The organism is Deinococcus malanensis, from assembly GCF_014647655.1.
Lineage (GTDB): Bacteria > Deinococcota > Deinococci > Deinococcales > Deinococcaceae > Deinococcus > Deinococcus malanensis.
The window spans coordinates 41267-68266 of the sequence record NZ_BMPP01000003.1; the positions used below are offsets into that span (position 1 = coordinate 41267).

General features: G+C 63.3%; 20 protein-coding genes and 2 pseudogenes. 10 read left to right on the forward strand and 12 right to left on the reverse strand.

The genetic code is table 11. From position 1 onward, the window contains the following. The first annotated feature begins 49 nt into the window (after positions 1-49). The 8 genes from IEY49_RS04260 (at position 50) to IEY49_RS04295 (ending at position 8285) form a co-directional block, all read left to right on the forward strand. Positions 50-850: a fumarylacetoacetate hydrolase family protein gene (locus IEY49_RS04260; RefSeq protein ID WP_189004910.1), complete on the forward strand. Its 801-nt coding sequence runs from the start codon at positions 50-52 to the stop codon at positions 848-850. A gap of 55 nt (positions 851-905) precedes the next feature. Beyond that, positions 906-2459, forward strand: coding sequence for a 5-carboxymethyl-2-hydroxymuconate semialdehyde dehydrogenase (gene hpaE / locus IEY49_RS04265; RefSeq protein ID WP_189004911.1), 1554 nt, complete (start codon positions 906-908; stop codon positions 2457-2459). Beyond that, complete coding sequence (locus tag IEY49_RS04270; protein ID WP_189004912.1) at positions 2456-3268, forward strand: NAD-dependent epimerase/dehydratase family protein; 813 nt, start codon at positions 2456-2458, stop codon at positions 3266-3268. Before hpaE ends, IEY49_RS04270 begins: the two co-directional genes overlap by 4 nt. Positions 3269-3280: 12 nt before the next feature. Beyond that, positions 3281-4819 carry a 4-hydroxyphenylacetate 3-monooxygenase, oxygenase component gene (gene hpaB, locus IEY49_RS04275; protein ID WP_189004914.1) on the forward strand — a complete coding sequence of 513 codons (1539 nt, stop codon included), beginning with the start codon at positions 3281-3283 and terminating at the stop codon, positions 4817-4819. Continuing rightward, on the forward strand, positions 4806-5786 hold the full coding sequence (hpaD, locus tag IEY49_RS04280) for a 3,4-dihydroxyphenylacetate 2,3-dioxygenase (protein WP_189004916.1): 981 nt from the start codon (positions 4806-4808) through the stop codon (positions 5784-5786). The genes hpaB and hpaD overlap by 14 nt, the downstream gene beginning before the upstream one ends. Positions 5787-5799: 13 nt before the next feature. After that, positions 5800-6654, forward strand: a complete 855-nt coding sequence (hpaH, locus tag IEY49_RS04285) for a 2-oxo-hept-4-ene-1,7-dioate hydratase (protein ID WP_189004918.1) — start codon at positions 5800-5802, stop codon at positions 6652-6654. Continuing rightward, a complete protein-coding gene (hpaI, locus tag IEY49_RS04290) occupies positions 6647-7408 on the forward strand; it encodes a 4-hydroxy-2-oxoheptanedioate aldolase (protein WP_189004920.1) in 762 nt (253 codons plus the stop codon). The genes hpaH and hpaI overlap by 8 nt, the downstream gene beginning before the upstream one ends. A 181-nt stretch (positions 7409-7589) precedes the next feature. Next, positions 7590-8285 (forward strand): HAD family hydrolase, encoded by a 696-nt coding sequence (locus IEY49_RS04295; RefSeq protein ID WP_189004922.1) that lies wholly within the window; start codon positions 7590-7592, stop codon positions 8283-8285. 34 nt (positions 8286-8319) lie between these two features. Here the strand turns inward: IEY49_RS04295 and IEY49_RS04300 are convergent, their stop codons facing one another. The 4 genes from IEY49_RS04300 to IEY49_RS04315 all read right to left on the reverse strand — a co-directional run bounded on the left by IEY49_RS04300 (position 8320) and on the right by IEY49_RS04315 (position 13549). Next, positions 8320-8604, reverse strand: coding sequence for a hypothetical protein (locus tag IEY49_RS04300; RefSeq protein WP_189004924.1), 285 nt, complete (start codon positions 8602-8604; stop codon positions 8320-8322). Positions 8605-9159: 555 nt separating this feature from the next. Then, positions 9160-10581, reverse strand: a complete 1422-nt coding sequence (locus IEY49_RS04305) for a replication initiator protein A (protein WP_229780622.1) — start codon at positions 10579-10581, stop codon at positions 9160-9162. A gap of 1311 nt (positions 10582-11892) precedes the next feature. Then, positions 11893-12783: a ParB/RepB/Spo0J family partition protein gene (locus IEY49_RS04310; RefSeq protein ID WP_189004928.1), complete on the reverse strand. Its 891-nt coding sequence runs from the start codon at positions 12781-12783 to the stop codon at positions 11893-11895. Then, positions 12776-13549 carry a ParA family protein gene (locus IEY49_RS04315; RefSeq protein ID WP_189004930.1) on the reverse strand — a complete coding sequence of 258 codons (774 nt, stop codon included), beginning with the start codon at positions 13547-13549 and terminating at the stop codon, positions 12776-12778. Before IEY49_RS04315 ends, IEY49_RS04310 begins: the two co-directional genes overlap by 8 nt. 330 nt (positions 13550-13879) lie before the next feature. Between IEY49_RS04315 and IEY49_RS04320 the strand changes: the two are divergent. Further along, positions 13880-14665 (forward strand): annotated as a pseudogene (locus IEY49_RS04320) (IS982 family transposase). Between the two features lie 64 nt (positions 14666-14729). Here IEY49_RS04320 and IEY49_RS04325 read toward each other — a convergent pair. The 6 genes and pseudogenes from IEY49_RS04325 to IEY49_RS04350 all read right to left on the reverse strand — a co-directional run. Then, positions 14730-15035, reverse strand: a pseudogene (locus tag IEY49_RS04325) (transposase family protein); the annotation flags it as partial. A gap of 330 nt (positions 15036-15365) precedes the next feature. Beyond that, complete coding sequence (locus IEY49_RS04330) at positions 15366-16274, reverse strand: SDR family oxidoreductase (protein WP_189004932.1); 909 nt, start codon at positions 16272-16274, stop codon at positions 15366-15368. Between the two features lie 414 nt (positions 16275-16688). Further along, entirely contained in the window at positions 16689-17732 is a 1044-nt protein-coding gene (galK, locus tag IEY49_RS04335) for a galactokinase (protein WP_189004934.1), read from the reverse strand. Further along, the gene (gene galT, locus IEY49_RS04340) at positions 17719-18837 is read right to left on the reverse strand and encodes a galactose-1-phosphate uridylyltransferase (protein WP_189004936.1); all 1119 of its coding nucleotides are present in this window, start codon (positions 18835-18837) and stop codon (positions 17719-17721) included. Before galT ends, galK begins: the two co-directional genes overlap by 14 nt. Positions 18838-18985: 148 nt before the next feature. Next, complete coding sequence (locus tag IEY49_RS04345; protein ID WP_189004938.1) at positions 18986-20101, reverse strand: aldose epimerase family protein; 1116 nt, start codon at positions 20099-20101, stop codon at positions 18986-18988. Positions 20102-20379: 278 nt separating this feature from the next. After that, complete coding sequence (locus IEY49_RS04350; RefSeq protein ID WP_189004940.1) at positions 20380-22173, reverse strand: S8 family serine peptidase; 1794 nt, start codon at positions 22171-22173, stop codon at positions 20380-20382. Between the two features lie 211 nt (positions 22174-22384). Between IEY49_RS04350 and IEY49_RS04355 the strand changes: the two genes are divergently transcribed. After that, complete coding sequence (locus tag IEY49_RS04355; RefSeq protein ID WP_229780623.1) at positions 22385-24871, forward strand: transcriptional regulator; 2487 nt, start codon at positions 22385-22387, stop codon at positions 24869-24871. On the opposite strand, the gene IEY49_RS04360 is transcribed toward IEY49_RS04355, so the two are convergent. Both IEY49_RS04360 and IEY49_RS04365 read right to left on the reverse strand, forming a co-directional pair. Continuing rightward, a complete protein-coding gene (locus tag IEY49_RS04360; RefSeq protein ID WP_229780624.1) occupies positions 24820-26043 on the reverse strand; it encodes a GGDEF domain-containing protein in 1224 nt (407 codons plus the stop codon). The two genes, IEY49_RS04355 and IEY49_RS04360, sit on opposite strands and share 52 nt — an antisense overlap. A 390-nt stretch (positions 26044-26433) precedes the next feature. Continuing rightward, on the reverse strand, positions 26434-26850 hold the full coding sequence (locus IEY49_RS04365; RefSeq protein ID WP_189004942.1) for a response regulator: 417 nt from the start codon (positions 26848-26850) through the stop codon (positions 26434-26436). Between the last annotated feature and the right edge of the window lie 150 nt (positions 26851-27000).

Sequence of the window (27000 nt, forward strand, 5' to 3'; positions counted from 1 at the left end):
GGCCTATGCTGAGGTTCACTTCAATTCCAGCGTCTGCACAGGAGATTTCATGAAATACGCTCGTTTCATCAGCGGCGGCCGTCCACTGAGCGGTTACCTGCAGGACAATCGCCTGATCGACGCCGCAGGCGTGGCCCACGATCCCGGCAAGGTGCAGTTCCGGCTGCCGGTCGAGCCGCCCAAGGTGATTGCCCTGGCCCTGAACTTCAACGACCACGCCGGCGAACTGGGCCTGACCCAGCCCAAGGAGCCCGCGCTGTTCTGGAAGCCGAACACCACCCTGCTGCCTCATGGCGGCACGGTGATCTACCCGCGCGGCGCCCAGTTCATGCACTACGAGGTGGAACTCGGCGTGATCATCGGCCGCGACGCCCGCCGGGTAAAGGCCAAAGATGCCATGGATTACGTCGGCGGCTACACCATCGGCAACGACCTGGTGGTGCGCGATTACGTGACCAACACCTTCCGTCCACCTATGCGTGGCAAGGGCTGGGACACCTTCGGTCCGCTGGGACCGTACTACGTCACGGCCGACGAGATCAACGATCCGCACGACCTGACCCTGCGCGCCTACGTCAACGACGAACTGCGCCAGGAAGGCAGTACCCGTGACATGATCTTCGGAATTCCTGAACTGATCGAACACATCAGCCGCTTCATGACGCTGCAGAAGGACGACGTCATCCTGACCGGCACGCCCAAAGGCATCAGCCATGTGCACCCGGGAGATGTGATGCGTCTGGAGGTCGAGGGCCTGGGCACGCTGATCAACGATATCCAGGAAGAGGACGACCTGGCCGATCCCATCACCGGGCAGGAAAGCAAGGAAGGCGAGTGGGACGGCCGCTGAGCCGCATGCACACCGCTCTTAGCACGACGAGCCTCTTCACCTTCAAGGAGCGACCATGACACAGACGATCAGCCCCAATCACGAACTGGCACGCCGGCTGCGTGAAGAGCGGCTTACCGGCGGCCTGAAACACTTCATCGGTGGGCAGTGGGTGGCCTCGCACAGCGGTGAGACCTTCGATACGCACTCCCCTGTGGACAATGCCTTCCTGACTCAGGTGGCCAGCGGCGACGCCGGGGACATCGACCGGGCGGCCCAGGCCGCCCATGAGGCCTTCCAGACCTGGCGGGAGGTTGGCGGCGCCGAGCGGCGCAAGGTCCTGCACCGCATTGCCAACCTGATCGAGGCCCGGGCTCAGGAAATCGCGGTGCTTGAGAGCATCGATACCGGTCAGGCGATCCGTTTCATGAAATCCGCAGCCACACGTGGCGCGGAGAACTTCCGCTTCTATGCCGACCGGGCGCCCGGTGCCGGCGACGGCCAGAGCCTGCCGGCCCCCGGCTTCATCAACTACACCCTGCGCCAGCCCATCGGTCCGGTCGGCGTGATTACTCCCTGGAACACGCCGTTCATGCTGTCCACCTGGAAAATTGCCCCTGCACTGGCGGCGGGCTGCACGGTTGTTCACAAGCCGGCCGAGTGGAGTCCGGTGAGTGCCACACTGCTGGCGGAGATCATGGACGAAGCGGGGCTGCCCAAAGGCGTCCACAATCTGGTGCACGGCCTCGGCGAAAGTGCCGGCAGGGCCCTGACCGAGCATCCGCTGGTCAAGGCCATCGCCTTCGTGGGCGAGACCACCACCGGCAGCCACATCATGCGCCAGGGGGCCGAAACCCTTAAGCGGGTGCATTTCGAACTGGGCGGCAAGAACCCGGTCGTGGTGTTCGACGACGCGGACCTGGACCGCGCGCTGGACGCCGTGGTGTTCATGATCTATTCGCTCAACGGCGAGCGCTGCACCAGCTCCAGCCGGGTGCTGGTCCAGGAGGGCATCTACGACGAGTTCACCGCCCGCATCGCCGAGCGCGCGCGCAACATCCGCGTCGGCGATCCACTGGACCCCGAGACCGAGGTGGGACCGCTGGTGCACCCCCGGCACTTCGAGAAGGTCATGTCCTACTTCGGCAAGGCCCGTGAGGAAGGAGCCACCATCGCCGCCGGGGGCGAGCGCGTGGGCGAGGCCGGCAACTTCGTCTCCCCCACCCTGTTCACCGGCGCCAGGAACGACATGGCCATCGCTCAGGAGGAGATCTTCGGGCCGGTGCTGACCGCTATTCCCTTCACCGACGAGGCCGACGCCCTGGCCCTGGCCAACGACGTGAAATACGGCCTGGCCGGCTACCTGTGGACCAACGACCTGACCCGCGCGCACCGCTTCGCGCAGGGTATGGAGGCCGGCATGATCTGGATCAACAGCGAGAACGTACGTCACCTGCCCACCCCCTTCGGCGGCGTGAAGAACAGCGGCATCGGCCGGGACGGCGGGGACTACTCCTTTGAGTTCTACATGGAGACCAAGAACATCGCCATTTCCCTGGGCACGCACAAGACGGCGAAACTGGGTGTCGGTCAGGCGCCGCGGGTGGACAAAACCGTGGTGGAAGGATGAGCACGCCGCAGCGCGTGCTGATCACTGGAGCAGCCGGCACCATCGGCCGGGCCCTGCGGGAGGAATTGCGCGGCCGCTTTCCGGTACTGCGCCTGACCGACACCCGTGACCTCGGCGAGGCCCAGGCCGGCGAGGAGATCGTTTCGGCCGACCTGACCCGCTTCGAAGATGTTCTTGCCGCAATGCAAGGCGTCGACGCGGTGATCCACCTGGGCGCCATCGCCGACGAGCACACCTACGAGCGCATCCGCGCGGTGAACATGGACGGCACCTACCACGTCCTGGAAGCGGCGCGGCAGGCCGGAGTGCGGCGCATAGCCTTCGCGTCCAGCATCCACACGGTGGGCTTCTACCCCCGCAGCGAAACCATCTCCCCCGACGTGCCGGTGCGGCCCGACACCTATTACGGCGTCAGCAAGGTCTTCGGCGAGGCCCTGGGCCGCATGTACTGGGAGCGCTACGGGCTGGAGTTCGTCAGTGTGCGCATCTGCTCGTTTCAGCCGCATCCTAAAGACCGCCGCCACCTGTCCACGTGGCTCTCGCCCCGGGACGCTACTCAGCTGTTCAGCCGGGCCATGACGGCCCCGGACGTCGGCTACCTGACCGTGGCCGGCATCAGCGGCAACACCCGCCGATGGATGTCGGCCGAAGGCTGGGACCGGCTAGGCTATCAGCCTCAGGACGACGCCGAAGCCTACGCCAGTCAGGTCGAGCACCTGCATGGCGACCCGGACCACATCACCGAGCAGCGGCAGGGCGGGATTTTCGTGGACCCGAACTACACCGGTCTGGCCAGCCAGGACCGATAAAGGAGACTCCCCATGACCCAGACGACCACTGGCCCGACCTTAAATCCGGACGAGGGCACGCGTGCTCCCGGCGCGGTGACCGGACAGCAGTTCCTCGACCGCCTGCGCCAGAACCCTCCGACCCTGTACATCGACGGCAAGCGTGTGGAGGACCCCACCACGCACCCGGCCACCGCCAACATGTGCCGTTCCCTGGCTGGCCTGTACGACCTGCAGAACCAGCCTGAGCTGCGCGAACTGCTCACCTACGAGGACGGCGGCGTACGCTACGCAACCTCCTTCATGGTGCCGCGCACCAAGGAGGATCTGGCCAAAATAGGCGAGGCCCACCGCGTGCGAGCGAACTACGGCCTGGGCTTCCTGGGCCGCGCGCCTGACTACATGAATGCCAACGTGATGGCCGCCGGCATGGGCGCCGAGTATTTCAGCAGCTGCAGCGCCAGCATTGCCGGCGATCCCAAGCGCGACTTCGCCGCCAACATGCGCCGTTATTACGAATACGTGCGCGACCACGACCTGTGCCTGACGCACGCCCTGACCAATCCCCAGGTCAACCGCGCCAAGATGGCCTCGGAATTGCCCGACCCCTACATCGCGCTGGGCGTGGTCGAGGAGCGCGAGGAAGGCATCATCGTGCGCGGCGCGCGCATGATGGCCACCCTGCCCATCGCCGACGAGATCCTGATCTTCCCGTCCACCGTCCTGAAGGAAAACGCCGACAAGAGCCGCTACGCGATGGGCTTCGGCATTCCCACCAACACGCCGGGCCTGAGTTTCCAGTGCCGCGAGCCCATCGACGTGGGCCGCGACCCCGAGGACCATCCGCTCTCCAGCCGCTTCGACGAGCAGGACGCCTTCGTGATCTTCGACGATGTGCTCGTCCCCTGGGAGCGCGTGTTCCTGCTGTACGACGTGGAACTGGCCAACAAGGCCTACGCCGGCACCGACGCCGTGCTGCACATGGCCTATCAGGTGGTCAACCTCAAAGTCTCCAAGACCGAGACCTTCCTGGGTGCTGCGCAGAGCATCGTCAACGCCATCGGCAGCGGCCAGTTCCAGCATGTGCAGAGCAAGGTCGCCGAGATCATCATCATGCTGGAGATCATGAAGGCCCTGGAGGTCGCAGCCCGGGAGCAGGCCACGCTTAACCGCTACGGCGTGATGACTCCCGCCCGCGCTCCCCTGGACGCCGCGCGCAACTACTACCCGGCCAACCACGCGCGTCTGCCTGAGCTGCTGCAGTTGCTGGGCGCCTCGGGCATCATCATGATGCCCAGCAAGGCTGACCGCGAGGGACCGCTGGGGCCACAGATCGCCAAGTTCCTGCAGGCGGGCAACGCCAGCGCCGACGAGCGCCTGAAGCTGTTCCGGCTGGCCTGGGACATGGCCATGAGCTCGTTTGCGGGCCGACAGGAGCTGTACGAGCGGTTCTTCTTCGGCGACCCGGTTCGCATGCACTCGGCCCTGTACGAGGTCTACGACAGCAGCGAGGCCGTGGGCCGCGTCCAGGCCTTTCTGAACCAGGGAGGCGCCGCGCGTGACCAGGCCTGACGTCATCCGCATCGCGCAGGCCATCTTCACGGTCTCGGATCTGGCCGCCAGCCGCGAGTTTTACGTTGATCTGCTGGGCATGAACATCCTGCACGAGGAAGGCAATGCCCTGTACCTGCGGGGCGTGGAGGACCGCGAGTGGACCCTCAAGCTCGAGCAGAGCCGCGGCCCCCAGGATCCGGTGCGCGTGCGTCAGCTGGGTTACCGGGTGCGCGGTGAGCGAAGCCTGGACGCGCTGATCGCCCTGGCGACAGAGCAGAAGCTGCCGTGGCGCTGGGAGGAGGAACTTGACCGGCCCCGCATGCTGCGGCTCCAGGACCCCTTCGGCATTCCGCTGAGCTTCTACCACGAGGTCGGCACGCACCCCTGGATGCTGCAGGAGTTCCACCGCCACCGCGGCCCGGGCCTGCAGCGCGTGGACCACGTCAACGTGATGGTGCCGGACGTGAAGGCGACCATGGACTGGTACCTGGCAGAGCTGGACTTCCGCCTGTCTGAATACACCGTAGACGAGCAGGGCGCCTACTGGGCCGCCTGGATTCAGCGCCGGGGCGGCGTCCACGATCTGGCCCTGACCAACGGTCCGGGACCGAGACTGCATCACTGGGCGTACTGGATGCCGGACGTGAACTCGATCATCCGCACCTGCGACATCATGGCCGGCGCCCGGCAGCCCGAGCGCATCGAGCGCGGCCCGGGCAGGCACGGGATCTCCAATGCCTTTTTCCTGTACATCCGCGATCCGGACGGCCACCGGATCGAGCTGTACACCAGCGACTACATCACGGTGGACCCTGACTTCGAACCGATACGCTGGATGCGCGACGATCCCCGCCGGCAGACGCTGTGGGGTGCCAAGACGCCACTGAGCTGGTTCGAGGAAGCCTCGGTAATGGAAGCCTTCGATGGTGGCCTGCAGGCCCACGAGGCCGGGGCCCTGACCGGCATTCCGGTGCATGTGATCTGATGGGGAGGCCGGCATGACAGAACTCCCCCGAGTGATCCCCGAGACCGCCCTGATGGGTCTGGCCGCCGAACTGGAGGCCGCTGAGGCCAGCGGTGTCCAGCTCTCCCCCTTCAGCGAACGCTTCCCCGGCATGACCATCGCCGACGCCTACGCAGTCCAGCGCGCCTGGGTGGCTCATAAGCTTGAGGGTGGCCGCCGCGTGGTGGGCCACAAGATCGGGCTGACGTCACGCGCCATGCAGATGGCCGTACAGATCAACGAGCCGGATTACGGCGCGCTCCTCGACGACATGTTTTTCGAACCGAACGGGGATATTCCCCTCGCGCGCTTCGTGGAGCCGCGCGTGGAGGTCGAACTGGGCTTCCTGTTGGGCCGGGCTCTGCATGGGCCTAACATCACGGTATTTGACGTTTTGCGCGCCACCGAGTACGTGACCCCGGCCGCCGAAATCATCGACGCCCGCATTGCCCGGGTCAGCCGGGAAACCGGCAAGCCACGCCGCGTGATGGACACCATCAGCGACAACGCTGCCAACTCGGGAGTGATCGTGGGCGGCCGGGCCGTAGCGCCTGACGCCATCGACCTGCGCTGGGCAGCGGCGCTGTGCGTCCGCAACGGGGTCATCGAGGAAACCGGTGTGGCAGCCGGCGTGCTGGGCCATCCGGCCCAGGGCATCGCCTGGCTGGCCAACCGTCTGGCGGCCCACGGCGAGGGCCTGCAGGCTGGCGAGTTCGTGCTGGCCGGCTCGTTCACCCGCCCGGTAGATATTGCCGGCGGCGACGTATTCACGTTCGACTACGGGCCGCTGGGGGCTTTTTCCTGCCGCTTTGTCGGCACGCCACGTGGTCCGGGAGGAGCGCATGACTGAGAATCCTTTTAAAGTGGCGCTGGCCCGCGGCAAGCCTCAGATCGGACTGTGGCTGGCCCTGGCCGATCCTTACAGTGCCGAGCTGTGCGCCGGCGCCGGGTTCGACTGGCTGGCCGTTGATGGAGAACATGCCCCGAACGACCTGCGGTCCACCCTGGCCTGCCTGCAGGCGATCGCCCCCTATGCCTCGCACGCCGTGGTGCGCCCGCCGGTGGGCAATGAGGTCATCATCAAGCAGCTGCTCGACATCGGCGCGACCACCCTGCTGATCCCTATGGTGGACTCCGCTGAGCAGGCACGTGCGCTGGTGGCGGCTACACGCTACCCACCGCACGGTGTGCGGGGCGTCGGAGCGGCGCTGGCACGTGCCAGCGGCTTCGGGCGCGACAGCGGGTACGCGAGCCGTGCAAACGAGGGCGTCTGCCTGCTGCTGCAGGTGGAGTCCGTGGCCGGTCTCGCTGCCCTGGACGAGATCGCGTCGGTGGAGGGCGTCGACGGCGTGTTTATCGGCCCGGCCGATCTGGCCGCCAGCATGGGACATCTGGGCAATCCTGGACATCCGGAGGTGCAGGCAGCCATTCAGGGTGCTGCCGGGCGGATCCGGACCACGGGCCGCGCTGCCGGCATCCTCAGCACCGATGAGGCGCAGGCGCGAACTTACCTGTCGTGGGGGTACACCTTCGTAGCTGTGGGCACGGACGTGACGCTGCTCGCGCGCTCGACGGCTGCGCTCGCGTCGACCTTCAGAAGCTGAGGGCAGGCTTCCCCGGGCTTTGCTGCACGGCGTGACGGCCCGTGGCGCCCAGTCTTGCCTCCGGCCACCGCAAACCTCGGGGAGGTCGACATATCGTCTGCATGTCCAGGACGGCGCCTCATGGTCAGTCGTGCCGCTCATACCCTGCACATGGCCGCTGGCGACCGTCTAGGATGCAGGGGTGATCATTGCCTTCGTCAATCCCCTGGGGACCTTGCTGAGCCCGCTGGAAGACGGGGCACCGGACTTCAGCGCGGGCCTGGGGCAGTTGCTCAGGCACGCGGAACTGGTGCCGGTCACGGGCATGGACGAGGTGGAACTACTGATGGTTCCAGCCTCGTTCACGTCGTGGCAGATTCTGCGTCACGGCGCCGTGGTGCTCACCCCGGACGGAGCGGAGGACCCGGCCTGGAGGCGCCTGACCCTGGAAACCCAGGCTGAGAATGCGGACGCCCTGACGCTGGCCCATCAGGCGGCAGTGCATATCGGGCAGTTGTCCCAGGTGGGCACCGACGCCGAGTTGCTCACACATGGCGCGTATCCCCTGATGCTGAGGGTGAGGCATCCTCACCAGCTGCCGCTGGCCACCGAGCAGCTGTTGCAGGAGTTGCAGGCCTGGCTGGACGACAGCCCCTTCCGGTCGCGGCTGCGGATAACGCAGCAGGGTGACGAGGTCCTGGTGCTGCCACGCGACATCACACCGGAAAGTGCCGTGAACTATGTAGTGAGCCGCTGGGAAGACACCATCACCCTGACAGTGGGAGTCAGCGTCTATCCGGCGGATCTGCCGTTCATGTCGCAGTGTGACCTTGCACTGACCCCCGGGGCACCCCTGGCCGAGTTGCAAGAGCGGGAACAGGAGCCGCAGGACGACTGAACTGTAGAGCCCGGTGCCTGAGCCAGCGGACAGCTCAATCCTGACGCTGGCGCCAGCACAGGGCCCGCAAACAGGCGGTGGCCTCCCACCTGGCAGCGGGGGTCTGGGGGTCCTCCAGGCCCAGCCAGTAGGCGTGGTCCTCCGTGGCCTGTCGTGCCTGCCACTCCGGCACGGCCTCAAGGCGGTTAATGAGCTCACCCAGGCCGGCAGCGGCACGGGACGCTTCTCCTGCGGCGTAAACGGCACCGGTACCAGCCTGCTGACTGGCCTGGTCGCGCAGCTTGTGTGCCTCGATCCTCAGGGCATCGATCACGCGCATGGTCCCCTCCTCCACTGTGCACCCAAGAGCAGCGAACGGGAACCCCCAGCCACAGGGCTGGTTCCCAGTTGGCTGCTGGTCGACCCTGGGCTGGACGTCCCGCCAGGTCCAAACGGCCAGCACACCGAATTCAAGCCATGCCGGCGCTTGTGTTGACGGGTTAAATCTCTGCCTCCCCGACCCTGAGTTCAAAGGGATAACTGCTTCCGCCCCGAGCCTGCTGCACCCTGGCCACCCGGAGCCGACGAGGAGCACTCCGAAGACAGCCAGCCACAGGGTGGCGCACGGAGACTGCTAAAAACTGGAATCGGCTTCCCTTACATCTGATTGCCGAACCGATAGCCGTGATCAGTTCGATGCGCCGAACAAGGCCTTGGCATATGAAATCGCCTGAGTTGTCCGGTAGTCTGACGCCTTCAAGGTGAGACGAGCCATGTCTATCCAGTACGAGATGCTCTTCTGGCTGCGGAATCCGCTTATCTCAACCTCTCCGACCACGCTCAAGAGGGGGCGGCAGGGCCGTCTCACCACAGGGCAACACTTCCACCAGTGGCATCAGGCTCCCGGCGCTGCGCTCAGAACCTCGTGATTCATGGTGGTCAGCACCGAGAGCAGATCATCGGTGAAGGCATCAAGCGTGCCGTCTCTTTTCGCTTGCAGTGCGGCGCGCATGATGCGTTCGGGGTCCGGCTGACCGACAATCAGACCCATGCGGAGCAGGCCATATTCGCTGACGCTGAGCCGGTCGCGCAGCAGAAACTGGATGGTCTTCATGGCTTTCTCGACCCGCGCTTCCAGCGTTTCAGGCTCGTGCATGGCCTCTTCCAGGGTTGGCATGCGGGCTGGCGGCGGGACAGGCGCTGGAGCGCGGCCCGGTACCGAGGAGGGCGCGGATGAAGGTTCCGGGTATTTGTCTTCTTGGTCACGGATAACGTCCACCAGCAGGGCCGAACGGTTCCGCACACGGTATCCGCTCTCGAGCAGACGCCTGAACTTCTGGAGCCGTTCGCGGATGTGAATTTCTCCGAATTCTTCCATCAGTCGGCGGGCCACAGAGATGGACACCTTGTGGCTGACAAGTTCCGCCATGACCGGCGAGGATTGAATATCCAGCTCAGGCTTGTGACCGCCCACTTCGACAAAGCGGTAGGTGATTACCTGTTTCTTGCCGCGTCCGTCGTATTCGACGCTTTCCAGATACTGGCGCTCGATCAGTTCGTCGTGGGCACCCTGCAGGGTGGAACGGATCTTGTTGCTGCGCTGGTCGATGATTTTGCAGGCCGCGGCCCAGTCAATCAGGTTCACGCTGTAGGACAGACGCGGCGTGCGCGGGTCTTCCGGCGAATAGCGCCGGGCGTCAAGCAGGCGGTAGAGCGCACGCGTCAGGGGACGGTCCAGACTGGTCAGAAACTCGATATCCAGCGGCTTGGTGTACTGCGAACGCACCGACCGTACGATGGGCTCAGCCAGCCGGATCCGAAGGGCGCTGCTGCGGCTGAGATTCAGGTCTTCGTCCCCACTGGTGAAGTCGAGGCCCTGGAGATAATTGAAAGTCACGGTCGTCCAGTTGCCGCGCCGGTGATCACGCCAGGCTTCAGACGCCGAATAGGTGGCTGTACGCAGGCGGTACAGGGTCTGTTTCAGGTTGGTGTAGTACCGGCCGGAGTCATCCAGTCCAGCCCGTTTGAGAATCTGATAGGCGGTGGTATGGAGCAGGCCATCATCGGGACATCCGGATTCCACATACAGGTCCATGATGGCAGTTGCGATATCGCCATCGAGACCATGTGGGACACCCCCGTACTTGGGCATGGCGTCGCAGGTCAACGTTGCTGGCCTGCCGTCCACCTGAAACTCGACGGTCCAGGACGAAAAGGTGTCTGGGACGCGCTCCTGAATACTGATCAGCCCCAGGCGACCCACATTTGCCTCGTCGATCCGGGTTATTTCGGTCAACGGGGTAGGTGAGCGTTTCACGTTCCGGGTTTTACGTGCCAACGCCCAAGCCTCCAATGTGGAATGGCCGCATCATACTGTTCCGCGTCCTCCCTGGCGATACCGGACAACTCAGGCGGTTTGTGATACCGGGCATATCGGACAACTCAGGCGATTTCGGCATCGGGTCCAATTAAATCCACTTCTCAACGGCAAATTATTCTGTCTCGGGACTGCAGAAGACGACATCGGACAACTCAGGCGATTCTGGTACTTGATGCTCCGTCACTACCGGACAACTCAGGCGATAGTACCGGACAACTCAGGCGATTTGCTTTTCACCCGTACCGGACAATTCAGGCGATCTACCCCTCCGCGTACCGGACAACTCAGGCGAAGGAAGCATGTCGACTACCGGACAACTCAGGCGGTATTACCCCTGAATTACCGGACAACTCAGGCGATAGTACCGGACAACTCAGGCGATTTTCCCCTCCAAATACCGGACAACTCAGGCGATAAGGTGGGTTTTTCAGCGTGTTTATGGGAATTAGGAGGCGCCCTTGATGATGATCATCATTCTTTTTATCTTTTAAAAGATCAATCAAAGAGATCAACATCACTCGGCTTGTGTCTCCCAAGCTAAGGTGGCCAGAGCAAATTTCTGTCTATTGAAAGAGCAGTTCGAAAGGAGCGTTTAGCCAGTCGGTAGTGACCTTTTCGCAGAAGCAGCGAGCGAGCTGGTGCTCGGCTGCATGTAGGAACTTTGTGGTATTCATCAGAAAACAGGCTGCAACGACGATGGGTTGCTCTCCCCTCCTCTGTCAAAGGTCTCTTTAACTGAAAATTTTTGGCTGCCGATGGAAACCCGTGACGATTTCTCTTTGGTGCGCTCTGTCGTAAGGAAAGGGCATACACCAGCCTGCAACGGCAGATCGTGCTTATAGCGGCGAGAATGCACATCGGCTGTGCCACTGACTTGGCATCTGGCCGGTCGTTCCTCCGAAACGGGACCACAAGCGGCCACGGCCATAGAACGCCGGCCTGAATCAAAAGCGGAATGTCATGGAGCACCCAGGGGGATGACCTGAATGGTCCCATGGTCCCGGAGACTGAGCCTGAGACCAGCTATTTTGCAAGGCCAAGCCAGGTCACCCGCGGGCCTGCAACCTGCCTATGATCCACTGCCTATCAGCGCTTCGCAGCAGGGCAAAGTGAGCATCACCTGCAAGGTGTACCGGGGCAAAGGGCTCAAGGGCCTGCGGACCAGTTACCGTAAATTTGAGATTGGGAAGGATATTTTATTTGGTTCTTGTCAAGGAGTCGAGAGTCCTTGCAATTCCCTTGAAACGGTTATTGATCCTCGGTTACCACCAGGAGCTGGTGAAGTTCTGCAACCAACTTATCGATCCGGGACTGCTTCCGGGGATTCATGCTCTCCATCAGCCGTTTGTGGCCCAAAGCGCGTACTACAGCCTTCAGCTGCGCGTCGCGTTCAGTCGGTTGTGGTTTTTGCGCGTCATGCAGCGCCTGAACTGTGGCTCCGTCCCTGGCGAGCTGGATAAGCCGCCGGCGCTCACCAGCAGAGGCGACCCTGCCGATCACCAAGGCCTTTCGGTAATCCAGACCGCCGCGCACTGCCTCTTTCACATCGGCTGGCAGGTTCAGGATCCGGCCTTTGTTCCGTAAGAAGCTCTGCCATTTCTCGCCGCCCAGACGACCAAACGCCGTATCCAGTTCTCTGACACCTTCCTGGTCTTCTTCCGGCTTGTCCAGCAGGCGACGCAGGCGCGTCATAACCTGTTCTTCTGGAAGTCCCAGAGCCAGCGCGGCAATGCGGCGCTTGGCCTCGACCTCTTCGATGGGATTGAGGTCCTCCCGGATCAGATTTTCTACAGCACTGGCGGCAGCGGCCTGCTGATCATCAAGGTCGCGGACGTAGGCTGGAATCGAGGTCAAACCGGCCAGCTGGGCGGCGCGCCATCGTCTCTCCCCGGCGACGATCTCCAGCCCTGAGGGAGTGGAGCGTACCAGAATCGGTTGCAGGACGCCGTTTTCGCGAATGCTTTCTGAAAGCTCGTTCAGGCTCGCCTCTGTAAATGTGGTGCGTGGCTGATGTGGTGTTGGCTTCAGCTGCTGCAGATCCAGCATGCGCAACTGATCCTGACTGACAAGGTCACCTGCGCCCAGTGGCCCCAACAGTGCATCCAGCGTGGCCGTAGCATCGAATTTTCGCTTAGCCATGGTGCACCTTCTTCTCCAGGCCAGCACTGACCTCGATTTCGCGGGCCAGTTGCCGCACCTCATTGGCCGCAGGACTGTTGGGGGCATACACCAGTACCGGCTCACCAATGCCCGCACTGTCATTCCATGTTGCAGGTCGGTAGGTTAATGGAGCAGCAAGCGGCTCAATCTGGCGCCGAAGTGCTTCGAGCACCTCTCGATCGTGTGTGTTTCGTCCGTCGTAGAGTGTCGGAACAAACAGACCAACCCGCAGGTCAGGTCTAAGCCGGCGATAGGTGTTCATGGCTGCAGCCACCCCAGGGAGGCCATTCAGGCCTTTTGCCCGGGTTGGAACCGGCACGATCAGCAGGTCGGCAGCAAGTGCGGCCAGGACCGCAAGCTTTCCCAGACTTGGTGGACTGTCCACGAGTACCACATCGTAGTCGTCTTTCAGGTCCTCGAGGGCGAAGCGCAGGTTCAGGGTAGAGCCTTCCTGAGCCATCATCTGACCTTCTGACAGGGCGAGGTGAAGATTGCTGGGGATCAGGTGCATGCCGTGGACAGTCTGTGGCTCAGGAAGCCTGGCCTCGCTGTCTATTGCGGCGTGAAAGGCAGTCTGCTCGTTAGTGACCGCAGCATGCCCCAGCCAGGTACTGAGGTTTGCCTGGGGATCAAGGTCCACTAGTAAGACGCGATAGCCTTCGAGCGAAAGCGCGTGGCCGACGTTAAGGGCCAGACTCGTCTTGGCAGCTCCCCCAGCGTGGTTAAAAAACGTTAATGTGCGCATCTTCCTGCAGGATACGTGGTTCGGTGAAGGTTCGTCTTCACATGAAGACAGACATGTGGGTTCTGTCTTCACGTGAAGACGGAGGAGGTTGTCGGAGTTATTTTCCTGGGCCGCACGCATAACGCATAGGTGCCAGAAGGTCTTCGTACCTCTGCTCGACTGGCGCGCGGCAGGTGACTTTTTAGAATTGCGGCAGACAATAGCCCGGTTATCCAGGACATCAAGACTTCGAGTTCCACATTTCGAAAAAGGCATAGAATGGCGTGGTTGAATGAATAACCGGGAATAGGGGTTGACCCGTAGGGCAAAAAATTCGACAGGGACGGTGTTATGGGCCGTCCCAACCTCACTTTACTGCCGCTTTCCACCGCTGTCACCATGCTTGGTCGCTGGATTGCGCCTCATATTCCACTGAAACTTCTGCATCCACACGAGAAAATCTTGGAAGCAGAACTGCTCGCAGTCGCACTCCTTCAGAAGCTGTACAATGTACCGTATCCCAGCCGCTGGTGGCGGTTTCTCAAACTCAATCACTTCCCGGATTTCCCCTCTGAGCCCCAGGCCCGCATCCGGCTCGCCCGGTTGACCCCAGTGGTTCAGCAACTTGCCACTGAAGTCCAGTTCGTGGACTTCATCGCCATCGATTCAGAACCCCTCCTCGTTTCGACGTTCAAGCGTGCCCCACGGTGCAAATTCCATGGTGCCCGACATGGATTCAGCACCACTGGACCGGTTTACGGCTTCAAGCTGCATGGCTGGTGCACTTTGAAATGGCAAGATTGCAAAATACGAGATCCGTCCCGCAAATGAGCACGACTTCACCGTGCTGTGAGAGATGAACAAAGATTGGCCCTCTTATGGAGGGCCAAAGCAGATAGTAGATAAGGGCTATCACTCAGAGACGTGTCTGACGCCACCGAAGGTCAATGCCAGACAGTTGATTCGCGCTGGAGAGCAGAGTATGGGTCAGCCAGGAAGTGCGTAGAGTCTGCGTTCTCCATGCTGCTGGGCGCTGGGCTGCGATGGGGTCGGGTCAAGACGTATCTTAGAGTGCGGCTCAAGGTCGCGCTGGCTGTCCTGGCACATAACCAGAAAATCCTCGATTTCAGCCGCTGATTGCCCGCCGGTCCAGCCTGTTCGCGGCGCATGGTAGACCACCTGATCAGACTGCATAGCCCGTTTAGGAATGCATGAGGTTGCGGGCGCGCATGGCCAGGATGGCGGAACTGCATTGAAGTCAGTGTTTTGGTCTGCACAGAGCGGATCTGAGCCTCAATCAATTGAGAGAGCACGGTTTCAATGCGTTTGCGTAATTCCGGGTGGCGGTCTTCCCGCCCCCGGTGTCGTAGCGCGTGTTTTTCTTGGGTGGATAGATGAACCCCAGCGCGCAGTACCCCTTATCCCCGATGACTTGGGGTCCGCCAAAGTCTGGCCAGCAAAGATTCAGTTCGTAGGCGACGGTCGTGTCGTGCAGGTTGGCCGGTCGTCCAACGGAAATAGTGGCAGCGGCGAAGGTCAAGGGAACCATTGCAATCATCAATCAGCGCATCCCCGGTGGCAGGGCTATGAGCTTACCTGTAAATGCGACTCCAACGTGGAACTCCCGCCGTATCGAGCATGACTGTTGGACTGTCTCGTCGCTCGTCTTCACGTGAAGACAGATGGTCATGCGCACGAAATAACTCCGACCTATGGTCTTCTGGCACTGTCGTCGGTGCTCTATCCAGGCAGCCATAAACACGTTTAAGCCATACGCTCCAATGACACAAGCAAAGCGGGCCTCGGCTATTCGAGGCCCGCGTGTGCTCGTTTCCACTCAGCCGTTGACCACATCACCACCGTTGGGATGCAGGACCTGACCGCTGATATAGCTGCTGTCGTCCGAAGCGAGAAATACGAACGAGGGAGCGACTTCAGCTGGCTGGCCCGGGCGTTTGAGCGGCGTGTTCTGGCCGTGGGAGGCCACGCGCTCGGCGTCGAAGGTAGCTGGAATCAACGGTGTCCAGATCGGGCCGGGAGCGACAGCATTTACCCGGATGCCCTGCTCTGCCAGATTCTGGCTCAGGCTCCGGGTAAACGAGACAATCGCTCCTTTGGTGCTCGAATAGTCAAGCAGTTGAGCACTGCCTTTGTAAGCTGTGATGGACGTGGTGTTAATAATGACGGAGCCGGACTTGAGATGGGGCATCGCGGCCTGGGTCAGGTAAAACATCGCGAAAATATTGGTGCGGAAGGTGCGCTCGAGTTGCTCGGGGCTGATGTCGCTGATGCTGTCCTGCGGGTGTTGCTCGGCCGCATTATTCACCAGTATGTCCAGCCCCCCGAGTTCCCGAACGGTCTGCTCTACAGCCTGCCGGCAAAATTGAACGTCCCCGATGTCGCCAGCGATCAGCACCCCGCGCCGGCCCTCCTCCTGCACCATCGCCAGTGTCTCCTGCGCATCCTGTTCTTCGTTCAGATACAGGATGGCCACGTCGGCGCCCTCGCGGGCAAAATGCACAGCTACGGCCCGCCCGATGCCGCTGTCCCCGCCCGTGATCAGGGCCACCTTGCCCTTCAGTTTGTCGCTGCCCCGGTAATCCTCCCGGATCACAATCGGGGTGAGGCTCATCTCGGCTTCACTGCCAGGTTGGGTCGACTGCGTTTCTGCAGGCGCCTGCTCAGGCATGGCTTCGGTAGGAGCGGTCTCGGCATGAACGTTCTGTGCTTTTTCATCGTTTGACATAGTGTCTCCTCTTCGCGCGAGTGTGACAAAGCAACCTTGGCGCCCGTCTTGATCCAGCTCAAGGGTTCTTGAGAAGTTCGAACCCAGGTCGGATGACCCCTAGGCGCAGCCGGTCAACAGGCATAGCCTGAGGTCAGACTGGCAGCAGATACCACCAGCAGATATCGGGCCCGTCATCGTGAGATGACATCACGGCTCAGGCCAAAGGCACCGTCACGTCCCAGGGAGACTGCCGGAACCGGGAATAGGCAACCACCATAGGAACATGCGCCGGATAGTCGTATACGATTACTGCAGATATTGGCAATCGCCAGGCGGTGAGGTGTTCCGGTAAACCTTGCTGATAAAAAACGTCCGGTCCAGGCCCCTGAAAGGCATGAACCGGTGCTCAACTGTCTCCAGGTGCCGTCTGCTTCAGGGCACCACCTGCCGGGCCTGCCCGTCCCACTCACCCATAATGTCATTCGCCACCGCAGGGGCGGTGCCGGTCCGGACCAGCGCCACGACCGCGCCACCGAATCCGGCACCCGTCATGCGTGCGCCGTATACATCAGGATGAGCCTGAAGCAGCTCGACCAGCGAATCCACCTCTGGGTGGCTGACTGCATAATCGTCCCGCAGGCTGGCGTGGGATGCGTTCATCAGCTTCCCAAACGATTCGGCACTCAGCCCGGGTTGTACTGCCTGCTCGACGCGCTGGTTCTCGGTCACCACATGCCGGGCACGCACATTCAGCGGCGACGGCAGCGACTCGACCCGCGCCACGTCCTGAACATCACGCAGTTCCTTGACCCCCAGGAGCCTCGAGGCCTCCTCGACCTGGGCGCGGCGTTCGTTATACCCGCTCTCTGCCAGCCGCCGCGGCACCCCGGAGTCCAGCACCAGGACCTCGGAGCCTTCGGGCAGGGGCCGTAGCTGGCGGTCCAGACTGCGGGTGTCCAGGTACAGCAGCGAGCGGGCATCGGCCAGGCTGCTGGCCATCTGATCCATGATGCCGCACTGAACTCCCACGAACTCGTGTTCGACGCGCTGGGCTGTCAGGGCGATCTGCACATCATCCAGCTCCACCAGGCCCAGATCACGCAGGCCACGCAGGGTTGCGACCTCCAGCGCCGCGCTGCTGCTCAGGCCGGCGCCCATCGGAATGGTGGACGTAATGTGGAGATTCAGGCCTTCAGTGACGCCACCCAGAGCCAGGGCACCAGCCACGTACCGGGCGAATTCCTCGTGCGCGTTCTGGCCGATCTCAAAGGTGGAGTGCTCGTCGAGATCGGCGGCGTAGACCTGGTGCCGCCGCGTACCGTTGCGGGCCAGACCGACCGTGGTCGTGCGAGTGATGGCCGCCGGCAGCACGAAGCCGCCCTGGTAATCGGTGTGTTCGCCCAGCAGATTGACCCGTCCCGGGGCAACCGCAGTGACCTCAGGGGCCTGACCGTAGATGTCTTCAAAGGTTTTCAACTTTAACCTCCCTGAGTTCATGGGCTGCCATTTCCGGGAACTTGTCGTTGGCGAACTCCCCGGCGCCCTGTTCTGTGCCGGCCAGGTACTTGAGGCGCCCCGGAGCCCGCAGGTACGGGTAGATCTCGATGTGAAGCGGAAAGTCTGCTGTCGCTGCGTCGCCTACAGGCGCCTGATGGACCGTCATCAGGTAGGGCATACGGACCCCGAACAGACTATCGAGGCGCTGCAATGCATCTTTAAGAACCCGTGCAAAAGCACGTTTCTCGGCATCGTCCAGTTCGCTGAGCAGCCCCACCGGGCGGGACGGGAGGACCCAGGTCTCGTAGGTATAGCGGGCGAAGGGAGGCACAACACTGAGGCCCAGACCCTCGTCCCGGATGACCCGGACCGCGCTGTCGCGCTCGGCCTTCACGAACGCCGCCAGCCAGGGTTCTCCCGATTCCGCCCGGTGCTTCTGCGCCTGAGCCAGCATTGTGGCCTGCACGGGGGGCACGTGGTCGTAGGCATAGATCTGTCCGTGCGGGTGGTGCAACGTGACGCCCACCTCCACACCCCGGTTCTCGAAGGCCAGCACCGAACGGATCTTGCCCGTGGCCGCGAGCACGCTGGTGCGGTCAGCCCAGACCCCCAGCAGCAGGGCCATCTGATCGTCGGACAGGTCGGAGAGCCGTCCGCTGGCATTCTGGCTGAACACGACAACTTCGCACTTGCCGGTGGCCGCGCGCTCCTCGGTATTCAGAGCGTGGGCCGGAGCCGGAGGTACGGGTGCTCCCAGGGTCAGGCTTGGAAAGCGGTTGTCAAAGACTGCGATGTCGTAGGTGCCGCGAGGAAGCTCGGTAGGATGCGCCGGGTCCGAGGTCGGCGCCAGGGGGTTGTACTCCGGAGGGGGAAGGAAGGTCCGCCCCAACCGGTGCGAGGCGTACATCACCCACTCCCCACGCAGAGGATGCCAGCGCATCACCGGCCGGGCGTCGACCGGATCGGGACTGGGGCTTGGAACCTCCGAGTCCAGCTGGACCGGCTGCAGGCCATACAGGGTCAGGTCGCGTCCGTCGGGCTTCTGGAGATGCTGAACGTGAAAGGGGAGGGGAGAGGTGGTCATGGGTGAAGGACTCTCTTCATGGCTGGACTCCCAGGAAGCGGGCGAAGGGCACCGCGCCGGTTCAGAGCCCGTGAACAGGCTCAGGTAGGAAAGAGGTGTGATCAGACCGCCCGGCCTGGAGCGCAGGTTCCGGACACGGCCGCTCGATTCAGGTCAGGGGCTCCGGCGCGTCATAGAACGTGAAGGCGTAGCAGGTCTGCGAGGTATAGGTTTCACCCGGACGAAGCACCGTGGAGGGGAAGTGAGGCTGGTTGGGCGAATCCGGGAAGTGCTGGGTTTCCAGGCAGATACCCCAGTGCTGGTCGTACGTCTGACCGCCTTTGCCCCTGATCCCATTCAGATAATTGCCGGTGTATACCTGAAGACCCGGCTCCGTGGTGGTGACCATCAGGCAGCGGCCCGAACGCGGTTCACGCAGCTGGGCTGCCAGGCGCATCCCCGGAGCGTCCCGCAGCACGAAGTTGTGGTCATAGCCTTTGGCCTGCTGAAGCTGCTCTTCGTGCCCGTGCTCCCGCAGGGCGTCTCCCAGGTGCCTCCAGGTGCGGAAATCAAACGGCGTGCCCTCCACCGGCTTCAGGGTGCCCGTGGGGAGCAGCTGGGCGCTGACCGGGGTCATCGCGTCGGCTTCGATCTGAAGCTCGTGCTCCAGAATGTCCCGCCGGGCGTCGCCCACCAGATTCCAGTAGCTGTGCTGAGTCAGGTTGACGATGGTCGGTGCGTCGCACTCGGCGTGGTAGGTAATCTCCAGCTGTCCGGGAAGGCCCAGCACGTACGTGACCCGGACGTCCAGGCGGCCTGGGTAGCCCTCCTCTCCTGCGGGGCTGCTATACGTCAGGTCCAGGGCCGGCCCGGTGTCCGCCAGACGCATTTCTCCCAGCCAGTGACGGTGGTCGAAGCCTCCTTCGCCTCCGTGCAGGGCATTCGGGCCGTCGTTACACCCCAGGTTATACGTCTCTCCGTCCAGCGTGAAGCGCCCCTGCGCAATGCGGTTGCCGTAGCGGCCGATCAGCGCCCCGAAATAGGGGGACTGGTCCCGGGTGAAATAGGGTGCTGCCTCGTCGTGCCCCAGCACCACGTCCTCCAGGCGGCCAGCGCGGTCCGGAAGCAGCAGCCGCACCAGAACGCCTCCGTAGTCCATGATGGCTGCCTCGGTCTGGTCCGGTGTGCGCAGCGTGTACAGCGTGATCTCGCGCCCTTCGGGAGAGTGGCCCCAGGGCTCGGCGGTGATGGAGCCTACGGGGCCTGAGAGGTGCTTGTCAGTCATGCTGCGCCTCACTTTCAGGATGCCGGGGGCTGTTCGCCGGCCGGGTGGTGGCTCCTGTTGCCTGTCTCGGGAAAGCGCGGAAAAACAGAAACACGGTCATGGGGCCTCCAGACAAATTGAGTAAAACACGGGGTGGAATGTTCAGCCGTGGCCGCGCCAAGTTGAGCTGGGCTCATCTTAGAAGCCCTGACCCCCACGCCATGATGAGTCCAGGCTACGGCATCCTCAACACAGCAGGCCCTGCCGGGTGAGACAGGGCCTGCAAATCAAGTGCGGTGTTACTTCAGCACGACAACCTTGTCCACCTCTGCCGTGCCGGTGTAGGTGGTGGCAGCATTCAGATAGCCCTTGAGCACCACAGTCCATGTTCCGGCCACGGGGTTGGAGACCGCGACGGCCTCACCGGTGCTGACGCCCTGAGCGCTGGAGGCGACCAGCTGACCGGCCGGATCGTACACGTCCAGGTCGAGATCGAATGCCGCATTGCCCCACTCGGTGGTCACCCGAAGGGCGCTGCTGCCCGCTGGCACGCTGATGGTGTGGCTGTCGCTGGCGTTCACCGCGCAGTCCACCCCAGGAGCACAGACGGCCGGGCTGACGGTGCCGGTCCAGCCGGGCAGGGCGGTGGTCTCGACCGTGGTGCGCTTGGGATTGAGCCGCGCCGCTTCCCGCACAGCGGCGTGGGCGTCGACGTACCCGTAGCCCACTTCCCACTCCTCGCGCTGCCGGACGACCGCCGAACTGGTGTCGTACACCGCGCGGCTGGTCTTCTTGAAGACACTCAGCACGCTGTCGAGGTTCAACCCTGGATGGGCCTCAAGCATCAGGGCGACCACACCACTGATATGCGGCGTGGCCATGCTGGTGCCACTGATGGTGGAGTACTGGGCGTTGTCCACATCCGGCACGGTGGTGGCCGCCACCCCGGTCAGGGCCCGCGCCGCGCTGATCTTGACTCCAGGAGCCGTGACATCCGGGTGCACGTTGGCGTCCCCCGCACGTCCACGGCTGCTGAAGCTGGCCAGGGCGCCTTTCTTATCCCCGGCTGCCACGCTCATCACGCACGGACTGGCCGAATAGGGGTTGAGGGTATCGGCGCCGGGGCCCTCGTTACCTGCGGCGAAGACCACGATCATTCCTGCGTCGTAGGCGCGCTTGGAGGCCAGGCTGATGGGATTGTAGGGAGCAAACTCGCCGCTCGAGCCCCAGGAGTTGCTGATGATCCGCACGTTGTGGGTATCCCGGACCTCCGGGCGCATCACGTAGTCAAAGCCCTGAAGGGCATACAGGATGCTCAGGCCGTCGCCTGCACCGACGCCCACCAGGGTGGCCCCGGGAGCCACCCCACGGCGGACCCGGGTGCTGCCGGCCGATGCCTCGCCGCTGCCCCCGATGGTGCTGGCGACGTGGGTGCCGTGCCCACTGCTGGTGTCGGTGTTGGGCAGTTCGACGTACAGCGCACCTCCGACCGGTGTGTCGGTGACCGACCCAGCCAGCTTGACGTTGTTCGCCACGTGGTCCAGGTCGGCGTGGGTTCCGTCCACCCCGGAGTCGATGATCGCCACGCCGACACCTCTGCCGGTCACGCTGTAGGTACTCTGGGCAGTATCTGCTCCGATAAACCGGACACTCTCCGCCAGGCTGTAGTGCAGCGGGGCGTCCCGGTAGATCGACTGCAGGCCCGGCAGATTGGCTTCGAGCGCCTGGATCAGTTCGGGGGTCACCAGGGTCCGGACAGCCACCATGGGCAGGTGGGTCAGCGCCCCCAGGCCATTGCCCAGATCCACCTCAAGGTTCGAATCCATCCAGGTGATGGCCCGGCCTTTGCTCGCATCGTCCACAAAGGACAGAATCAGGGTGCCGACCTCGCCGTAACGCATGGTGCTGTCCACCTGTACCCGGCTGGGCGCAGTGGCGTACAGCGCCTGACAGGCACTCAGGGTGTTGCCCTGAGCCGCGAGTGAGCCACCGGTTCCCGGCCTGGCGACCGGGGCGGAAACCTGGGGGGTGCCCTGGCCGCAGGACGCAAGGAGAAGAGTGAGACCGAGGCTGTACGCGGTGAGCTGTTTCATCATGCGGCTCCTGGGAGAACAGTGGAAGAGAGCAGAGATAGGGACATTACGGTAGAGCTATTAGAGCGTTCCAGTCTCAAAAAAAGCTCAAAAAGGCTTCAGATACAGCCCCTTAAACGGGAATACCGCTTCTTCTTAAGAAAGAGTGAAGCTGCCGTCAGACTGTAAGCCGCTACGAAAATACCGTCACACACGGAGATATAGTGGAATGATGGACACCTTGCCTGCCCGGCTGCGAGGGCGTCTTCATGAAGAACAGCACGGGGTGGTGGCTCCGGTGGGGGTGGCTGCGGGCCATCCAATCCTGCGGGACTGGGCGCGTGCAGCCGGGTGGGCCATCCTGGAGGCGTCGCCGGGACCCCGGGACAGGCGCTGGGTGTGGTTTCCTACCACGCACACGGACCTGCGCACCCTGGACCCTGAACATCACGCGGCACTGGTTCTTGGTGTGGGTGACCTTCAGCTCGACGCGGACGAATGGACTGCTGCCTTGGCAGGCAGTCCGGCGCAGTGGCGAGAGCAGGCCTACGCGGCCTTTGGACAATGGCCGGCTGCACTGGAGATTCTGGCTCGCCTGCTCGCCCAGCAGGGAGCGGACGGACTTCCAGCCGTCGAGGAACTGCACCGGCATCCACTGATCAGCGTACTGCTGGCTCCCTACTGGCCACCCGAGCCTTTGCGGCGGTCGGCCATGCAGCTGGCCAACGCTGCCCTGATTGCTCCGGCGGTGGCGCAGGCTCTGGACGTTGCACCTGCCGACCTTGACATCCTCAGCGACGAGGGGTGGTTGTGGCCGGCACCGGGAGGCTGGGCGTTCCCGGAACTGCTCCGGCGTGCCCTGTGCCCGGTCCCCGCCCCTGGGCCGGCGGTCCGTGCGGCAGAAGCACTTCAGGCGGCGGGCCACACCACGGCGGCCCTGACCACGCTGGCAACGGCGCAGGCCTGGGACGAACATCTGCAACTGCTAGCCTATACCGCCCGCGCCGGCCAGGGAGAAGCGAACCTGCGCTCTCAGCTGGCCAGTGTGCCGGACCACTGGCGCCAGTCGCCGGCCGCGCGGTACCTGGCCGGACTGCTGGCCCGCAGTACCGGGGACCTGAACGAGGCGGACGCCCTGTATTCGCAGGCGCTGGGCGGGCTGCCGGAGTCTCTGGTGGCCACGGTGCACAATGCCCGGGGCGTGGTGCGGGCCATGCGGGGATTGACCGAAGGTGCTCTGGCCGACTTTGAGGCAGCTGCAGGAGGCAGCGGGGTCACGGCTGGTGAAGCCAGCCAGAACCGCGCCCTGCTGCTGATTCAGACCGGGCGTCACGCCGAGGCGGAGCTCAGCCTGGGCCGGGCCGTTGCCGCCTTTCGGGCCGCAGGAGATCCTCTGCGCGAGGCCCGTAGTCTCGAAACGCTGGGGGGGCTGCAGTTCGGACGTGGCCTGCTGCGTGAGGCGCTGCCCCCCTATGCCAAGGCCCTCATCCTGCAATCGGGGCAGCCGCGGGACGCGGCCATGACCCACCTCAATCTGGCGGAGGTGCACGCGGCGCTGGGTGACTTTGGCAGTGCCGAGACGCAGCTGCACGCGGCGCAGGTTCTGGTTCGTGCCCCTGGGTCCGACAGCGGAGTGGCCGGGTGGGCTCTGCGGGTCCAGGCGCTGCTGGCGCTGCATGAGGGGCAGCCCCCGCAGGCGCTGCACTGGCTGGGCCAGATCCAGACCGCGGACCGTACACTGCATGCTGAAACCGCGCTGCTGCTGGCCCGGGCTTACCGCGAAAGTGGTGACCCTGACCGGGCCGCCGCAGCCCTGGAAGAGGCGCGGCAGCTGGGTCTGCGCGCGGATCTGGAGGCGGCCCTGCAGGGACAGGGCGACCTGGGCAGTGTGATTGCCGAGGCCCGGGAGGAAGAGGCCCGGCTGGAACTGGCCACTGCACTGCTGGAACGTGGTGAACCCGACGACCTCACCGAGGCCCTGGAGTTGATCCGCACCCACGGCTACCTGCCCCTGTTGAGCAGCCGCGCGGCAGGCACGCTCGTCGGCATGGCCCGCGACGCTGAGACACGCGCCCTGTTTCCTCTGCGGGTTCAGGCGCTGGGACCGCTGCGGGTTCAGCACGCCGGACGGACCCTGCAACTGGCCGACTTTCCGACCCGCAAGAGTGCAGCACTGCTTATGGCCCTGGCGCTGGCCCAGCGGCCCCAGAACCGTGAGGCCCTCGCCGAACGTTTCTGGCCAGGAGCCAAGAACCCGGTTGCCAGTCTGCAGACTGCCCTGTATCACCTGCGCAGCGTCTTCGGCACTCCCCTGGTCGGGACCGAACGTGGGCAGGTCTCGATGCTCTTTCCGGTGCACAGCGACCTCGACGAGCTGCGCGGAGCGCTCAGCGGGCCGGACACCCCGCGCCTGGCCGAGCTGCTGAGGCCCATGACGGCGCCACTGAGCGTGTTTCCCGACCTGCCGACAGAGTTACCCGAGGAACGCGAACAGGCCGAGCGGCTGCTCCACGACGCCCTGCGTGTTCATGCCAGTGCCCAGCCGGCCGGAGACGCCCGCAGGCGCGACGCCCTGCGCGTGCTGATTACCGCCGATCCACTGGACCTGGACAGCCGGATGGATCTGATCCACTGGCATGAGCTTCACGGCGAGCAGGAGGCGGCGGATCAGGAAAGGCGCCATCTGGAGCAGGCCCGGCTGGCCCTAGAAGCGCCGTAACTGCAAGGCACCGCGCCGACTTCACGTGCCGGGTCAGTCGTGGCGTGTGCCAGAAACGGCAGGAGTCGTGGCGAAGAACTGCACCGCCCGTTTCCCGTTCTGCTTGACGTGGTACATGGCCCGGTCCGCGTGACGCAGCAGGGTCTGCGCGTCCCTTCCGTCGTGGGGGAACATGCTGATTCCCACGCTGGCACTGACCTGTACCGGCCGGCCACGTGAACCGGGCGTGTCAGCGATTCCAGAAATCTGAATGCCACCAGCTTGGCTGCGTATTCCCTGCTCTCCAGCAGGACCGCTGCAAACTCATCTCCACTGATCCGCACCACCACATCCCGGGCCCGGCACACGCCGCGAAGCCGGCCGGCAACTTCCTTGAGCACAAGGTCACTCGCTTCGTGGCCAAGACTGTCGTTGACGCCTTTGAAGCCGTCAAGGTCAATGCTCAGCAGGCTGAAACTGGTGGAGTGGGTGTCTGTGGAGGCGGCTGTCGCCTCCTGAAGGGTGCGTTCCAGCTGACGGCGGTTGGGCAGACCAGTCAGGGCGTCGACGTACACCAGATGTTCTAGAGTCTGCGCGTGGGCCACCGTCTGTACGTGATGACCGGCAAAGCGGTACACGATTCCGGACAGGACAAACAGGGTGCAGTTCGCCAGGTTCAGCTGAATCAGGGCATTCAGCAGCACCGGATCCCACACCGGCCAGCTCCTGACCGCGAACGCCAGGGACGTCAGCAGGAACAGCAACACGAACAGACGGCCGCTCAGGCGGGCCCGGTCGAGGCGGGTAGTGAAAAAGGCCAGCAGGTACACCCCGGGAATCCAGACAAAGGACTCGGTAAATTCTGCGGGCACATTCATGCCAGGACTGGGGAAGAACAGCAGGGCAACCAGCTTGCTGAGGAAAAAAGCGCTGCTGCCCAGCAGCATCGTAGCCGTCACGAAAGGATAGGAGCGGGGCCGGATCAGGAGAAGAGTCTCGAGGCCCAGAAGCACGGTAAACATCAGCGGGTGGGCCAGGCGGTCGAAAGAATTTTCCTGCCCGGTACGGATATCGGACATGATGGCGGCAAGAAAAGCGAAGGCGATGATCGGGGTCGTGATAGACACCGTCCGGTGAAGATCGGTGGAAATAAGCGGTGAATCCCGGTTCGTGAAGGCATTTTCCTTATTCACGTTCTGCCTTTGGGCCGCGTCCCTAAGGACAGACCACCTCAGAATCCTGCCACAGTGAATTGTGAGCTTCATTTCAAGTGGCGTTGGAACGGGATGCGCCTGGAAGTCCAACTCACATCACGGTAGCTTTCAGGGGCGGGACGCAGACCGTGACCGAAGTGGGCGCTGACGGGCAGTCATTGACTCCGCCTGCAGGCTGCGGATACTGGTGATGCAACTTCCTTCCGAGCAAGGAGACAGTGCGGCGCTCCACTGCGTGGCTGAGCGGAAAAGGTTTTTTGCGTTCCATACACGCCGGGCCTAAAGACCGGGTGGTGCTGAGTCTCAGCACTACCCCCAAATGTCTTCTCATAGCGGCCCAAAGGGCACAGGCCGGGCGATATCTCTTGCTCAGGCCGAAAGGCGCTGTGGCATGCACTCGTTGACCAGTTCGGACAGGCCGCTGATGTACTCGCCCAGGGTTTCACCCTTTTCGATCACCGGTAGGCTGAGCCCCGTCAACAGCTGGCGGTGGCCGGAATGCGACTGCAGCTCACTGCGGCGGCCCCACAGCACCACAGGCAGCGAACGCCACTGGGGATGCAGGTCCAGCCGCTGCAGGAATGCTTCACTGTCCATATCGGGCAGGGCAACCGAGGCGATCACCATGGATGGCAGCGGAGCGGTCTCCAGGTAATGCAGAGCTTCCTCGGCAGATGCACAGATCACCGCATCCAGCGCGTAGCCACACTTGCTGAGGGCTTTATGCAGCAGGAGCCGGTCGGTCCTGTTGCCCTCAACAAGAAGAAGCGGGAAGGCAGGGTTCATGAAGTCATCCTCCGCCGGCAGGCGGCATTTGATGTGGCAGACAAATAAAGAAGCTTTGATCTTGAACCTTTACCCAAGTCAAGGTAAACGAACCCTCAATCCGGGGAAGGAAGTAATTCCTGTCCACGCATCGGTCAGTTTCGTCACCAC

Excerpts from the sequence above, each read along its gene's own strand:
- IEY49_RS04300 (WP_189004924.1), bottom strand. The coding sequence starts at position 8,604 with ATGCGCGTGATCGATGCCCTGAGGATCGAGGCACACAAGCTGCGCGAC.
- hpaH (WP_189004918.1), top strand. The coding sequence starts at position 5,800 with ATGACAGAACTCCCCCGAGTGATCCCCGAGACCGCCCTGATGGGTCTG.
- hpaI (WP_189004920.1), top strand. The coding sequence starts at position 6,647 with ATGACTGAGAATCCTTTTAAAGTGGCGCTGGCCCGCGGCAAGCCTCAG.
- IEY49_RS04315 (WP_189004930.1), bottom strand. The coding sequence starts at position 13,549 with ATGCGCACATTAACGTTTTTTAACCACGCTGGGGGAGCTGCCAAGACG.
- IEY49_RS04330 (WP_189004932.1), bottom strand. The coding sequence starts at position 16,274 with ATGTCAAACGATGAAAAAGCACAGAACGTTCATGCCGAGACCGCTCCT.
- hpaB (WP_189004914.1), top strand. The coding sequence starts at position 3,281 with ATGACCCAGACGACCACTGGCCCGACCTTAAATCCGGACGAGGGCACG.
- IEY49_RS04260 (WP_189004910.1), top strand. The coding sequence starts at position 50 with ATGAAATACGCTCGTTTCATCAGCGGCGGCCGTCCACTGAGCGGTTAC.
- IEY49_RS04365 (WP_189004942.1), bottom strand. The coding sequence starts at position 26,850 with ATGAACCCTGCCTTCCCGCTTCTTCTTGTTGAGGGCAACAGGACCGAC.
- IEY49_RS04270 (WP_189004912.1), top strand. The coding sequence starts at position 2,456 with ATGAGCACGCCGCAGCGCGTGCTGATCACTGGAGCAGCCGGCACCATC.
- IEY49_RS04345 (WP_189004938.1), bottom strand. The coding sequence starts at position 20,101 with ATGACTGACAAGCACCTCTCAGGCCCCGTAGGCTCCATCACCGCCGAG.
- hpaE (WP_189004911.1), top strand. The coding sequence starts at position 906 with ATGACACAGACGATCAGCCCCAATCACGAACTGGCACGCCGGCTGCGT.
- IEY49_RS04350 (WP_189004940.1), bottom strand. The coding sequence starts at position 22,173 with ATGAAACAGCTCACCGCGTACAGCCTCGGTCTCACTCTTCTCCTTGCG.
- galT (WP_189004936.1), bottom strand. The coding sequence starts at position 18,837 with ATGACCACCTCTCCCCTCCCCTTTCACGTTCAGCATCTCCAGAAGCCC.
- IEY49_RS04310 (WP_189004928.1), bottom strand. The coding sequence starts at position 12,783 with ATGGCTAAGCGAAAATTCGATGCTACGGCCACGCTGGATGCACTGTTG.
- IEY49_RS04355 (WP_229780623.1), top strand. The coding sequence starts at position 22,385 with ATGGACACCTTGCCTGCCCGGCTGCGAGGGCGTCTTCATGAAGAACAG.